16 protein-coding genes are annotated in these 13,736 nt (G+C 43.0%); 6 read left to right on the forward strand and 10 right to left on the reverse strand.

The genetic code is table 11. The features are described from left to right. Positions 1-24 precede the first annotated feature (24 nt). On the forward strand, positions 25-321 hold the full coding sequence (locus RIB15_RS09855; RefSeq protein WP_255133190.1) for an NAD(P) transhydrogenase subunit alpha part 2: 297 nt from the start codon (positions 25-27) through the stop codon (positions 319-321). Next, complete coding sequence (locus RIB15_RS09860) at positions 318-1,736, forward strand: NAD(P)(+) transhydrogenase (Re/Si-specific) subunit beta (RefSeq protein WP_350201978.1); 1,419 nt, start codon at positions 318-320, stop codon at positions 1,734-1,736. Before RIB15_RS09855 ends, RIB15_RS09860 begins: the two co-directional genes overlap by 4 nt. Positions 1,737-1,756: 20 nt before the next feature. Here the strand turns inward: RIB15_RS09860 and RIB15_RS09865 are convergent, their stop codons facing one another. Then, entirely contained in the window at positions 1,757-2,731 is a 975-nt protein-coding gene (locus tag RIB15_RS09865; protein WP_350201979.1) for a hypothetical protein, read from the reverse strand. Positions 2,732-2,839: 108 nt separating this feature from the next. On the opposite strand from RIB15_RS09865, the gene RIB15_RS09870 reads away from it, so the two are divergent. From RIB15_RS09870 to katG, 3 genes are all read left to right on the forward strand, one after another. Further along, positions 2,840-2,998: an NAD(P)(+) transhydrogenase (Re/Si-specific) subunit beta gene (locus tag RIB15_RS09870; RefSeq protein ID WP_350201980.1), complete on the forward strand. Its 159-nt coding sequence runs from the start codon at positions 2,840-2,842 to the stop codon at positions 2,996-2,998. Between the two features lie 137 nt (positions 2,999-3,135). After that, positions 3,136-3,642: an FKBP-type peptidyl-prolyl cis-trans isomerase gene (locus tag RIB15_RS09875; RefSeq protein ID WP_350201981.1), complete on the forward strand. Its 507-nt coding sequence runs from the start codon at positions 3,136-3,138 to the stop codon at positions 3,640-3,642. 117 nt (positions 3,643-3,759) lie between these two features. Beyond that, positions 3,760-6,021 (forward strand): catalase/peroxidase HPI, encoded by a 2,262-nt coding sequence (gene katG, locus RIB15_RS09880; protein WP_350201982.1) that lies wholly within the window; start codon positions 3,760-3,762, stop codon positions 6,019-6,021. A 77-nt stretch (positions 6,022-6,098) separates the two neighbouring features. Here katG and creD read toward each other — a convergent pair whose 3' ends face one another. From creD to RIB15_RS09915, 7 genes are all read right to left on the reverse strand, one after another. Further along, complete coding sequence (creD, locus tag RIB15_RS09885) at positions 6,099-7,412, reverse strand: cell envelope integrity protein CreD (RefSeq protein WP_350201983.1); 1,314 nt, start codon at positions 7,410-7,412, stop codon at positions 6,099-6,101. Positions 7,413-7,613: 201 nt separating this feature from the next. Beyond that, positions 7,614-8,186, reverse strand: coding sequence for a hypothetical protein (locus RIB15_RS09890; RefSeq protein WP_350201984.1), 573 nt, complete (start codon positions 8,184-8,186; stop codon positions 7,614-7,616). 66 nt (positions 8,187-8,252) lie between these two features. Beyond that, complete coding sequence (locus tag RIB15_RS09895; protein WP_350201985.1) at positions 8,253-8,447, reverse strand: hypothetical protein; 195 nt, start codon at positions 8,445-8,447, stop codon at positions 8,253-8,255. After that, positions 8,444-8,749, reverse strand: a complete 306-nt coding sequence (locus tag RIB15_RS09900; RefSeq protein ID WP_350201986.1) for a winged helix-turn-helix domain-containing protein — start codon at positions 8,747-8,749, stop codon at positions 8,444-8,446. The genes RIB15_RS09895 and RIB15_RS09900 overlap by 4 nt, the downstream gene beginning before the upstream one ends. A 6-nt stretch (positions 8,750-8,755) precedes the next feature. Next, positions 8,756-9,361: a hypothetical protein gene (locus RIB15_RS09905; protein WP_350201987.1), complete on the reverse strand. Its 606-nt coding sequence runs from the start codon at positions 9,359-9,361 to the stop codon at positions 8,756-8,758. Between the two features lie 95 nt (positions 9,362-9,456). Further along, a complete protein-coding gene (locus tag RIB15_RS09910) occupies positions 9,457-10,038 on the reverse strand; it encodes a CPBP family intramembrane glutamic endopeptidase (RefSeq protein ID WP_350201988.1) in 582 nt (193 codons plus the stop codon). 108 nt (positions 10,039-10,146) lie between these two features. After that, positions 10,147-11,409: a spinster family MFS transporter gene (locus tag RIB15_RS09915; protein WP_350201989.1), complete on the reverse strand. Its 1,263-nt coding sequence runs from the start codon at positions 11,407-11,409 to the stop codon at positions 10,147-10,149. A 476-nt stretch (positions 11,410-11,885) separates the two neighbouring features. Here RIB15_RS09915 and asd point away from each other — a divergent pair, with 476 nt between their 5' ends. Continuing rightward, entirely contained in the window at positions 11,886-12,938 is a 1,053-nt protein-coding gene (asd, locus tag RIB15_RS09920; protein ID WP_350201990.1) for an aspartate-semialdehyde dehydrogenase, read from the forward strand. 10 nt (positions 12,939-12,948) lie between these two features. Here asd and RIB15_RS09925 read toward each other — a convergent pair whose 3' ends face one another. Together RIB15_RS09925 and RIB15_RS09930 are read right to left on the reverse strand one after the other, a co-directional pair. Further along, on the reverse strand, positions 12,949-13,347 hold the full coding sequence (locus RIB15_RS09925; RefSeq protein ID WP_350201991.1) for a hypothetical protein: 399 nt from the start codon (positions 13,345-13,347) through the stop codon (positions 12,949-12,951). A gap of 3 nt (positions 13,348-13,350) precedes the next feature. Continuing rightward, positions 13,351-13,728 (reverse strand): hypothetical protein, encoded by a 378-nt coding sequence (locus RIB15_RS09930; RefSeq protein ID WP_350201992.1) that lies wholly within the window; start codon positions 13,726-13,728, stop codon positions 13,351-13,353. Positions 13,729-13,736 lie beyond the last annotated feature (8 nt).

A 13,736-nucleotide genomic window follows, 5' to 3' on the forward strand; every position in this document is an offset into this window, starting at 1 on the left:
CGATGTTCAAAATTCATACACAATATGTCAGCCTTAATTTTTTCTTTATTCATTTTTGTTCTTGCCTGTTTTATCGGCTTTGAACTTATTTCTAAAGTTCCTCCAACCCTGCATACCCCGTTAATGTCGGGTGCCAATGCCATCTCGGGAATCACCATAGTTGGTGCCTTAATTGTGGCCGGTCACTCTGGTGTTGATTCACAGATGAGTCAAATTATCGGGTTTGTAGCCATCGTTTTTGCCACCATAAATGTGGTGGGCGGATTTATGGTTACCGACCGCATGCTGGAGATGTTCAAGAAAAAGGAGGATGACAAATGAGTCAGTTTTTGCCAGACGCTTTTATTCCCTTTTTGCCAGATACCATTCAAATCATCTACCTGATAGCGACTTTCTATTTTATTCGCGGGTTGAAGTTATTGAACTCCCCCGCCACCGCCCGTAAGGGTAATCAATATGCAGCTATTGGGATGTTGATTGGAATTGTCGTCACTCTGTTCGATCAGCAAATAATTTCTTTTGAATGGATTATAGCCGGCGTCGTAATTGGTAGTTTGATCGGTGCCGTTCTCGCCAAAAAAGTGGCCATGACAGCCATGCCGGAACTTGTTGCCGTGTTTAATGGGTTTGGCGGAGGTGCTTCTGCTTTAGTCGCTTGGGGCGAATTTTCCCGGCTAACCGACCCAACAACAATGACACCTGACAGTCTGGTAACAACGGGATTGGGTATTTTTATCGGGGCACTCACTTTTACAGGTAGCTTCATCGCCTTTGGTAAACTAAAGGGCTTTATTTCAGGCAATGCCATCACCTTTCCCGGGTTGAATGTTATCAATATTGGATCGATGATTGGAGTGGTAGCCCTTATCGGAGTCTTTACTTTCGATCCCACCAATCAAACTATCTTCTGGGTAATTCTGGGGCTTTCTCTACTGATTGGAATCACATCAGTCATCCCAATTGGCGGTGCCGACATGCCTGTTGTTATTTCACTTCTGAACTCCTATTCAGGAATTGCAGCATCTATGGCTGGATTCGTAATTGGCAATAATCTGCTCATTATTGCCGGTGCCCTTGTAGGAGCAGCCGGACTAATACTTACACAAATTATGTGTAAAGCCATGAACCGCTCGCTCACCAATGTGATTTTCGGAGCCTTTGGTGCGGCAGCCGGAAGCTCCGGAAGCGGTGAAGAAGGCGACAAAACCGTCCGCGAAACTTCAGCTGAAGATTTAGCTATTCAGGTTGCCTATGCTTCCAAAGTAATCATTGTACCGGGATATGGATTAGCCGTAGCACAGGCTCAGCATATTATCAAAGAAGTAGCAGGTAAGCTGGAAGACCGCGGCGTGCAGGTTAAATATGGCATTCACCCTGTAGCCGGACGAATGCCCGGACACATGAATGTGCTACTCGCTGAAGCCGATGTACCTTACGATCAGCTGCTGGATATGGATCAAATCAATCCTGAATTCAAAACAACAGACGTAGTACTGGTGATTGGCGCAAATGATGTGGTAAATCCGGTTGCCAAAACAGAGCCTGGAAGTCCCATTTATGGCATGCCTATCCTGAATGTGGATGAAGCCAAGCGTACCATTGTATTTAAACGAAGCTTAAGTCCAGGTTACGCAGGTATCGACAACCCGCTTTTTTATGCTGAAAACAACCAGATGTTTTTCGGTGATGCCAAGAAAAGCCTGCAGGCTTTGAATGAAGCATTGAATGATGTGTAACGCTTACTCACTCATGTTAGTTATTGGTCGCTGGTACCAATGCCAGTGATTTGGGGGTACTCCCGCCTGGAGAAGAACGGAGTAATTTCCCCTGTTTCGAGATCAATTTTCTTCAACTCTGAATTTATTTGATTGTTATAAAGGTTTCTACGCTCAGTAAATATGAGATTTCCATCTTTAGTCCACATGGGATTACTGTTCAGATAACTTCCATTCCCAAACTCATTGAACACTTTACCTTCTAAGTCCGTAACGATTATTTTGTAGCCATCAAATTTATCTCCGTTTATATATCCTGCTGCAATAAGACTCAGTGAGTCATTCCAAGCCAAATCAAAAACACCTCTCTTTGTAATACCATCTTCATTTATACCGCTTATAAATGAATTGTTGATTTTATAAATGTATTTCCCATCTATTCCCATCAGATAAAATTCTAGTGTCTCAAATTCATTGGAAAATACAATTAAAGTATCCGATGAAATAATATCATGGGGATAAATGGCAAAAGGTGGAGAGCCTTTTATGATCTCTACTTTTCGGGTTTTCAGGTTGTAATAAAAAACGGATTGTAAAGCGCTAAAAGACTGCGCCGGATTGGTAAAGTAAAATCCCTCGCTATCCATATTCCATACCACATCAATACTTTCATGGCCAACGAGCTCTACCTTTTCACCTTCAAATATTTGGAATAGTAATTCTTTTTTTCCGGTTCTGGTGTTAAATAACCCATGTTGAGGTACGGAGCCCAGTCCTGTTTCATATTTATCCGTATAAATCAGCTTTTCTCCATCGGGAGATAACCGCAGATTATTATAGGCGGACTTTCCACTCGCAAGGAGTTTAAACTCTTTAGGATTGTCATAATTAATAGCCACAATGCCATGCACCGGGGCTCCGTTTTTGTGGGTCTTTTCAAAAAATACATTTGCATATACCGGGTTTTTAAAGGGAACTTCTTTTTTATCATCACCTAACAAGCTACAACCAGTCATGTAAACAGAACAGCATAAAAAAAGGAGCAAATAGCGGTCTTTGAACATATCTCTTAACTATTTTTTTCTTGATTTAGACACTAAATATTCGATACGCAATGAGGGCAAATGTTACAAATTAATTTTGAATTTACTTCTTTCGTGCATAAGAAAAGTCTTAGCCAAGGTATCGACAACCCGCTTTTTTATGACGAAAACAACCAGATGTTTTTCGGTGATGCCAAGAAAAGCCTCCAGGCTTTGAATGAAGCCCTGAATGACGTTTAGTTAAACCAACATAAAGTACATTTATCTCGCTCCTGCGCTCTGTGTTGGAGCGATTTTTTTGTGCAGAAAATTGTTCTTCTTAATTCTGAACCGCTTATCTTTTCAGCTTTCGAAAAACAAATTGACCTTTAGACCTGATGCATTCATCCAAATTAAACAAAGTTTTAGTTCCCGCACTTTTTCTGCTTTTTGCTACCACTTCCTGCATTAATAACGATGGTTGTGGTCAAAAACCCAACACAGCCGTAAACCAGGATCAGTTGCAGTTAGATATTGAAGAAATTGAAGCCTATCTCACAGAAAACAATATTGAAGCGCAGGTTCATAAATCGGGTCTAAGATATATCATAAATGAACCCGGAGATGGGAAAAGAGCTACTCTGTGCGATCAGATAACCTTCAGTTATGAAGGTAGATTGCTATCCGATGGCAGTGTATTTGATGATAGCGATGGCAAAAACGTAGCCTTCCCGCTAACTCGCCTTATCACTGGCTGGCAGGTTGGTATACCCCTGATCGAAGAAGGCGGAAGTATTACTCTCTTTATCCCATCATCTTATGGATACGGAAGTAGTGGTGCCGGCGACGATGTTCCACCAAACGCCAACCTTATCTTTGAGGTCAACCTGGTCAGGGTTTTTTAGAGCCTTTTTTATTTTCAATAAACAAAACCTATCACGGCTTAAAGGTTTATTGATTTTATCGGTACCCGAGTATTTCCTTTCTTTAAGTTATATTGAAAAGAAATTAATGGAGTTATTATGGCTGATAAAAATGAAAGTTCTGCAAATAAGGCAGGAACATATAAAGTAAATGATTCAGAACCATCCGGTGATATAAGTAAGTGCCCATTTCATAATGGCTCTTTACGAGAAACGGCCGGTGGTGGCACCAATAACCGGGAATGGTGGCCAAATAAATTAAACCTGAACATCCTTCGCCAGCATTCTTCCAAGTCTGACCCAATGGGTGAAGACTTTGACTACGAAGAAGAATTCAAAAAACTGGATCTGGCGGAAGTGAAAAAAGATCTTACTGATCTGATGACCGATTCACAAGAATGGTGGCCAGCCGATTATGGACATTATGGTCCCTTGATGATTCGAATGGCCTGGCATAGCGCCGGAACGTACCGTGTAGTTGACGGCCGTGGTGGTGGAAGCACCGGAAACCAGCGTTTTGCCCCTCTAAATAGCTGGCCAGATAACGTAAACCTTGATAAAGCACGCTTATTGCTGTGGCCCGTGAAGCAGAAATATGGAAATAAACTCTCCTGGGGAGATTTGATGATCCTGGCTGGGAATGTCGCACTTGAGTCCATGGGCTTTGAGACCTTTGGCTTTGGGGGCGGACGTAAAGATGTTTGGGAACCAGAAGAAGATATTTACTGGGGTTCTGAAGGTGAATGGCTGGCCGACCAACGCCATACTGATGATGGAACCCTCGAGGAACCACTTGGCGCCGACCACATGGGATTGATCTACGTGAATCCTGAAGGCCCAAATGGCGAACCTGATCCTAAAAAAGCTGCAGAGTACATTCGACAAACATTTGCCCGTATGGCGATGAACGACGAAGAAACGGTTGCTCTGATTGCCGGTGGACACACCTTTGGTAAAACCCACGGTGCTGCTCCCGAATCCCATAAAGGGCCGGAACCTGAAGCAGCACCCATTGAACAACAGGGAATTGGCTGGACAAGCAACTATGGTTCCGGGAAAGGAGCTGATACCGTAAGTAGTGGACTGGAGGGAGCCTGGACACAAACTCCTACCCAGTGGAGTAACAAGTTCTTTGAAAACCTCTTCGAATATGATTGGGAAAAGTATAAGAGTCCTGCAGGTGCATGGCAATGGAGACCTAAAGACGGAGCCGGCGAAGGCACCGTTCCTGATGCTCATGACCCGGACAAGAAGCATGCTCCGTTCATGTTGACAACCGATCTTTCCCTGAAAGAAGATCCGGCGTACGAGAAAATATCTCGCCGCTTTTATGAGAACCCGGATGAATTTGCCGATGCGTTCGCACGTGCCTGGTACAAACTTACTCACCGGGATATGGGACCAAAATCACTGCTAATTGGACCGGAAGTTCCTGAAGAAGAATTGCTATGGCAGGATCCTATTCCGGAAGTGGATCACGAACTAATCAATGATGAAGACATTGCACAATTGAAAGAAAAAATTCTTGATGCTGGATTGTCAGTATCTGAATTGGTTTCAACTGCGTGGGCTTCCGCATCCACTTATCGACAATCAGATAAGCGAGGCGGAGCAAATGGTGCGCGTATCCGACTGGCTCCTCAAAAAGACTGGGAAGTAAATAATCCCGAACAACTCAACAAAGTGCTGAATACGCTTGAAAGCATTCAGCAGTGGTTTAATGAAGATCAGTCAGGCGATAAGAAAGTTTCTATCGCCGACCTGATTGTATTGGGTGGCGTCGCTGCTATTGAGAAAGCAGCCAAGGATGCCGGGCATGACATCACCGTACCATTCACCCCGGGACGTACTGATGCAACCGCTGAGCAGACAGATGAAGAGTCATTTGCCTGGTTAGAGCCCCCTGCTGACGGATTCCGTAATTACTACAATCCTAAGCATAATACCACTCAGGAAGAAATGCTGGTTGATAAAGCCCAGCTACTTTCTTTGACTCCACCGGAAATGACGGTGTTGCTTGGAGGAATGCGTGTATTGGAAACCAATTATGACGGTTCCAAAAAAGGTGTTTTTACCGATAATCCGGGAACCCTTACTAACGACTTCTTCAAAAACCTGTTGGATATGAATACAACCTGGCAGGCAACTACCGATAAGCAGGATGTGTTTGTTGGGAGTGACCGTAAAACCGGTGATGTGAAATGGAGCGGCACCCGTGCCGACCTGATCTTTGGTTCAAATTCTGAACTACGTGCCCTTGCAGAAGTTTATGGAAGCGGAGAATCAGAAGAGAAGTTTGTAAAAGACTTCGTTAAAGCCTGGAATAAGGTAATGAACCTGGATCGTTTTGATCTTAGGTAAGTTCAATCACACATTTTGATATTAAAAAGCAGCCTCTAATCAGGCTGCTTTTTTTATTTCCAGGCCAAAATTATTTATCAGGATTCGACAACATCTTCACCCTGACTGCTCATGATTTCAAACCAGTTGATATTTCTTGTTAAGTACATCACAACGGACAGTACTACAAATAACCCAAGGCTTCCCAGCAATAATGCATAATCCTGTAATTGCAGTAAAATGTAGAGATAGCCATACAGGATGATTAGTACTCCGAAAATAATTCCTGATTTAAGCTTGTCAGACAATACGCTATAGGAATAGATGGTAATCAACCCAATAATCGCAGCGGCTGCAATCAGGTAGGCAAGTTGAAACACCACGTATTCTGAAATTGACAAAAGCAGGGTGTAAAAGATCAGCAAGGCAAAACCTATCAACAGGTATTGAATGGGGTGAATAATTTTCTTACTCAACAATTCAATCATGAAGAACGTCAGGAAGGTTAGCGAAATGAACATGATTGCATACTTGGCTGTACGCATGGTTTTCTGATATTCATCTACCGCAAGCAACAACTCAACCCCAAACATGGTATTCGTCACCTCCTGGTTTGGCCCTAACCACTGCTGTGAGAAATTCCGGTTCAGATGCAGTACGTTCCATTCTGAATTAAACCCGGCATCCGTTACTTCTCTTTCAGACGGCAAAAAATTTCCCGTAAAACTAGGATTTGACCAGTCGGATGAAAGGTTAATGTTGGTTTGCTTTCCAACCGGGGAAAAATGCAGCCCTGTGCTTCCGTTTAAGTTCAGATCAAAACTGAACTCATACTTTTCTCCGGTAGAAAGGTCCGGTGAAATGGAAATCCCGGAGGCCAGCACATCATTGGATTCAATGCCCGGATTTGCCAGGTATTCATTGTCATTCCACTTTATGTTCACAAAATCTTTAATCCCGGTCATATCAGAGATTCCCACTGAAACAAATGCATCATGAATCAAGAAGTCCTCAACCGGCACCTTAAATCCATTCAAGTCGATAGATGGAAAGTTACCAGATATAGATAAGTCGCTGTTATAGACAATCACTTTATAAATGCCCCGGTATCGTACTTCTGTTGTTATAGATCCTGTCACATTTAAATTTTCCGGCAGGAAATGAGCATACCGTATAGTTTGCTCCACTTTGTCTTCACTATTGAAATAATATTTGTACGGAACACTGATAACCGGCCCAACCAAGACTTGCTCACTGCCCCACTTTTGGCTGATTTCATTTGCTACAGAATCTCTCCGGTTTTCCCGCTCTGAGATCAGGCTTTGAATCAGAAGTGCAGGGATGAGCAGTATCAGCGTTAGAAAGGCAATGATAAAGAGCCGGGTACCTAAAGAATGTTTTAAGTTTTTCATGATGGTGTTGGATTAAGAATGAAAAATTCAAAATTAAAAATGGGGGATTTGTTATTTCGAAGGAGCTTGTCGACAGAGAAATCTAAGGAGTGTTTATAAGCCCATCTTTAGATATCTCGCTCCGCTCGATATGACAAAAAGAGCCCCTGTTTTTAATTTTTCATTTTGAATTTAATAAGTAAAACTGTTTTCGGTATTACCCTATTCTGATTGATGTTCTTCGGCTTCATTCTGTGCAGCATATCTGAACAGCAAAGCAGATACAATCCATAAAGTAATGAAGAATCCATTCACAGCAAGTATCTCCATAACAGAACTAGGAGGCGATTGATAATACCCACCAAATATTGCCGCAGCTGCTATTACTGCTTGAGCAAAAGCAGCGACAAATAACGTAATAGTCATTCCTTCTGCTTCAAAACGGGCAATTAACGCTCCAATAATCCCGATTGCAATCACTCCGAAATAGAATAGATTGATGAAGTTGTCTTCTGAACCGATAATCCCAACCGCGAGGTTTGACCAAATAAGAAAGAATCCGGTTCCAAGCGCAAAACCAACTGCTACCCGATAAGCAGTAGTATGAGATTTTCTTGTTACGAACAGGTATGTGAAGCCTGTTCCGAACATAAGGATACCAGCAAAGACGAAATCACTTAACGTCCACACTACTTCGGAAGTAAATTGCATAGCCAGAAAGGGAATCAACAGGATTGCCGACGTTACTACTGTAAGATAAAGGATTGACTTGGATAAGGGGTGTTCTGTATTCATAAGTTAGACCTCTTGCATTTTATTTATTGAAAGTGCTTTGAATTGCAAAGTAGTTGGTTAAATTTTTTACTGAGAATAAATTTGCTGTGATTTAATCTTCGAGCGAATGATGAAAAACCACACGGTTCCGGCTACAATCAAAAGCAGTGGAATCGCACCCGGTTCATCCTCTACTACAATCATAAATACCAGCAGTATAAACCCAAACAGGGTCGTTAGCATAGACAGTAATTTCTGCATTTTATAGTTCGTTGTTTTCATGATTGTTTTTGTGCTTTTATAATTTCTTCCATCACGTTCAGGTAGTTGCCAAAGGCTTTTTTCCCTTCCTTAGTCATGGAATACTTGGTGTTGGGCTTGTTATCGATGAAGGATTTTTCCACTTCGATAAACCCCTCCTTTTCCAGCTTTTTGATGTGCGTGGCCAGGTTGCCGTCTGTCACATCCAGGAATTCCTTTAACGCGCTGAAATCGAGCGAATCGTTGACCGCCAGTGCTGACATAATCCCCAGCCGGACCCTGCTCTCAAATGCTTTATGTAGATCATCAAAGGATACGTTCACTGCTGATCACCGCTCATACCTGAAGTGCATGTACATTCCGTAAACAATATGAATCGCGCCGAAGCCAACGGCCCAAAGCACCAATCCATATCCAATAAACCAGGCGCCGGCTATGCCCAGTGCGATCTGTACCATTCCCATTAATGTTACTTCCGGGATGGTATAGCGGCCCGCGTTTACCAGTGCGAGTCCATAGAACAACAACATCAGTGGTGCTATCAAACCAATAAGTCCTTTTGCTATAAGTACCAACATCAGAGCTCCGCCTGCTACTAACGGAATCGCCATACTGCTTAATAGTCGTCGGGATGTGGCATTCCAGATGTTTTCCCCATTGCCATCTGCTTTTCGTTTGGAGAAATATATGGCGGTCACCAAAGCCAGAACCAGAACTCCGATGGCCAGCCAAATCACGTTAACCAAATTCGGGGAAGTATAGAGCAGCTCATCCGGGTTAAAACCAAAGGTACTGTAAGCCACATAAGCTCCAGCCAGTGCATATAGACCGGCCATAATTCCCGCCCAGCCTGAGAGCGATAAAAATTTAGAAGAACGCTCCATCATAGAGCGAATCTCAGCAATGTCTTTGATATAATCTTGTTCTTCTTTCATGCAAAGTACTTTTTATTTAAAAGTAGATGAAAAAATTCAGTTCTGCAAGAGGGTCTAATTTATTTTTTTAGGATAGCAGAAAAAACTATACAGAATTACACTTCAATCCCAATCAACTCAGGGTGACGGCTGATTACCCAAATAGCAAGTGCATCATAAATACTGTGCCAGGTAATTACCAAAAGCAGGCTTTCGGAGAAGTGATAAGTGAAACCCAATGCCAATCCAATCAAAGTGGTAATAACAAAGTAACCGACTGAGGCAAAGTGAAGTAATCCAAATCCAATGGCTCCAGCCAATATCGCAAGCTCAATCGACATGAAACCAGATAGCCAGGTTTGTAGGAATCCCCTGAAAAAAACCTCCTCTCCAATTCCCGCCATCAACGACAAAATCAGGACCTGTCCAACATTCATATTCTTAAACATAGGACGGAGCTGAGCTAAAATTGGTTTAAGAGATTTCGCAATTGGCAACCGACTCATCCCAGCTAAAATAATGTATAACAAAACACCAATCGCAGCTCCTAGCAAAAGAGAATAACCTATGCCACCAGTAGCAAATGACCATGGTGTTTTAGTAAAGTGAAGTAACGCTGCTCCGAGAATCAGACAGAATGCGGGAGCTGATATCATAGCTAACAACGAAGGAGTTTCTGCAGTTTGGTTGGTATCCATCTCAATAAATTTTAAGAAATTTAAATTACCAGCCTCCCTACGAGCAAAAATCTATGGTGTTGCGAAACATCATTTCAACAGAATAATCATCCTTCACTCCCTAAAAAACTATTCCACAACATCTTGTTCATAGCTCTTCATCGCCAGGAGAAAACAAAAAGTGGCCAACACCCCACAAATCGTAAATACCAACAGCAGCGCTTTTGAAGGTCCATAAACTCCGGTAAAGATATGATCGATCATCCAGCCAGTTATGGGCGGACCAATCCCAAACCCCACGATACTCACCACAAATAAATAGACCGCGCCGGCCATTCCACGCATGTCGGATTTCACAAAATACTGGATGAGGGCGGCAGCCACTCCGTTGTAAGAAGAGGAAATCACGTTGGCGAATCCAACGAGCAGAAAAGCCAACAATGCTGACTCTGCCATCAACCCGAAATAGTAAAACGGTAATCCACCCAGCGCGGCTACAATACCCATGACAAAGCGTTTTTCGGATCCCCATTTTTTAGCGAAATAATCAGCCAGCCAGCCCGAGGCATTCACGCTTAATCCTGTCGCAAACATAAACCAGCCGTATTGTGAGATCAGCGAAGGCATTTCAAATGTATCATTAAGCACCGTTCCGATGAAAGCGAGAATGGTATATCCGCTCAGGGCCAGCAGGGAAAATCCAGCAAGGTGATACCGCACCGTTTTCTTTTGAAGGATGAATGTTAAGACGTTGAAAAAGTCAGTTACCGAACGCTTATCCTCTTTTGATATTCGTTTCGGTTCCCGAATTAACAGGAATCCAATGACCACTAATATCAGACCCGGCCAACCTACAGTTTTCATTGCTACCCGCCAGTCGTAGAGTTCGGCAACCGAGCCGCCAATCAGAAATGACAAACCAACACCCACAAATATCCCGGATGCATATAAAGAGAAAACCCGCGCTCTTTTTTCGGGAGGAAAGTAATCAGCCAGTAAAGAATACACGGCCGGACTCAGTGCCGACTGGCTTACTCCTACAAAAAAACGGGCCGTTACCAGGAATATAAATGAGCTGGCAAAACCACTGACTACCGTCATCAGGCTCCAGATCAATAACCCGACGAGAATAATTCGTTTTCGTGAAAACTGATCGGCAAACCAGCCCATGAATATTCCACAGATGGCATAAATCAGAGAAAAAGCTGGTCCGTATAGCAACCCGATTTGCGTATTCGAAAATCCAAGGTCGTCGCGAATAGCCGTTCCCAGCACCGCCACAATCTGCCGGTCTACAAAGCTGGAGATATAAATCAGAAATAGCAGTCCCAACACCAGCCATGCATAGAATTTGGGCGATTTTGCTTCGAGCTTTTCATAAATGAATTTCATGGCTCCAAAGATAGAGCACAGATTGGTAGTATTGAAATTTTTAGGGGGTTATTGAACACGGATGCCGCTGATGGTCTCCGATCTGTGTTGTCATCTCGGCCGAAAGCGCGAGCCCCAGTTGCTTGATATAACTTAAAGATGTAATTCTGGCAACAAGATTCCTGCCTCCGCAGGAATGACGGTTGTAACTAACATTATTGCTAAAAACCACAATCCTGTTAATCCTCTAATCCCACAAATCAAGGTTCACAATGCGTATCTTCGAACCATGATTTACAGGATTATAGGATTCCCTTGATAATTAGCCGCATCTGTGTTATCCGTGTTCTATTCCCCGCTTTGTCAAGGGCACATATTTATTACTAACGCGCATCAATCTTATAGAAAAAACCTTTAATAAAAGTATCACATAAGGGATACAGAATGCTTATTTTTCAGGCTCATTAAATTTTGATTTAAATACTCACTCAATCACAATGATGAAAGTTGGAATTCTGGGCGCTACCGGTGCCGTTGGACAAAAATTTATTCGCTTGCTTCAGGGACATCCCTGGTTTGAAATTGAAGCCCTTGGTGCTTCGGAACGCTCAGCAGGCAAAAAGTATAAAGACGCCGCCAACTGGATTGAGGATGTGGTGCTTCCTGAGCATATCAAGGAAACAACGGTAAAAAATTGCGAGCCGGCTGAATTCAGCGAAGTGGATTTTGTGTTCTCAGGACTGGATTCCTCTGTGGCTGGTGACATCGAGAAAGCTTTTGCGGAAGCAGGTATCCCGGTTATTTCGAATGCCAAAAATTACCGACAGGATCCCACCGTTCCGTTACTAATACCGGAAATCAATCCGGATCATGCCAATCTCATCAAGACCCAAACTTTTTCAAAAGACGGTTCGGGCTGGATTGTGACCAACCCAAATTGCGTGGCCGTGCCTTTATCTCTGGCGCTAAAACCACTGCATGATTTATTCGGCATCGACGCACTAATTTTAACCACGATGCAGGCGGTTTCCGGAGCCGGATATCCCGGAGTAGCTAGTCTGGACATCTTAGGAAATGTGGTGCCCTTTATTTCCGGAGAGGAACCGAAAGTAGGCCCTGAAACCCGCAAGCTTTTGAGCACCTTGGATGGGGAAACACTCAAACTTCCAAAGTTTCCCGTTCAGGCAACGGCTACACGAGTTCCTTCCATCAATGGGCATATGATTTCAGCTACGGTTAAGCTCGAAAATCCTCCTTCTGATTTGGAAGAACTCAAAGAAGCATACAAGCATTATAAAAATCCGGTTGGAGAACTTGATCTCCCCTTTTCACCTAAAGCGTTGTACAAACTTCATGAAGAGGAAAAATATCCTCAGCCCCGCCTTCACGCCGATTGGGAAAATGGGATGCAACTGCATTTGGGCCGGCTCAGAAAAGCAGAAGTATTTGACGTCAGCTTTGTAGCGATGGCTCATAACACTATTCGTGGTGCAGCTGGCGGAGCTATTTTAAATGCGGAATTACTGACCAAGAAAGGATTCCTGAAATAGCGAACGTTCATCAATCATGCTCCATATCTCCGAGGCGTTTCTGTGACATATACAGATTTAGTTTAGTCGAAAACCGAATCGCCTCGTTTTTATCATTTCTTTTGATATTCAATTTAACCCTTCCCTGATCACTACCTGGCAGCGGTTCAAAAAACGCCCATTGATTCGCCTCCAGGATCAACTTCCCGCCAGAGAAAAATAAAAACCCTTTTTTATACTCTATCTTTTTGATGTGATCGAGCTGAATAGAAAACTTGGAGAGGTTACTCAGTCCATTGCCCATCATATCGTACACCTTGTATTCAAAGAGTAGTTCGCCATCCATGAAACTCAGGATCCCCTTCACCTCTTTGACCTTCACATTCACATCATCAGTTTCATACATCGAATAGTTAAAAGGGATGCTCATAACTTAATCTTCCAATTCATTTAGTTTTTGCTCAGACAATTTCAGATTCATATTTGAAGAAATATTAGCGGCCACATCCCGGTGTTTTCGTTTTACTTTTAACACCCGTTCTGTTAAATCTTTACCAGGAAGCTCACCAAAAGATGTGGCCCTTTTCCCATGCAAAATTAGTTTTCCGCTGAACCACCCTTTTTTAAACTCAAACATATCCAGCTCGGAAAGTGGAATCTTAACGGTCTTAAGTTCAGACTGATAAGCTTCAACCACGGCGTCTTTTTTCTGAAATTCAAACACCAGATTTTCACCTTCCACGCGCAGAATTCCCTCCACTTTCATGAATCCGCCGTTTAAATTTTCGATAGAAAAAGGAAGACTTCGCATATGCGTTA

Origin of the sequence: Gracilimonas sp. (assembly GCF_040218225.1) — a bacterium.
Taxonomy (GTDB): Bacteria; Bacteroidota; Rhodothermia; order Balneolales; family Balneolaceae; genus Gracilimonas.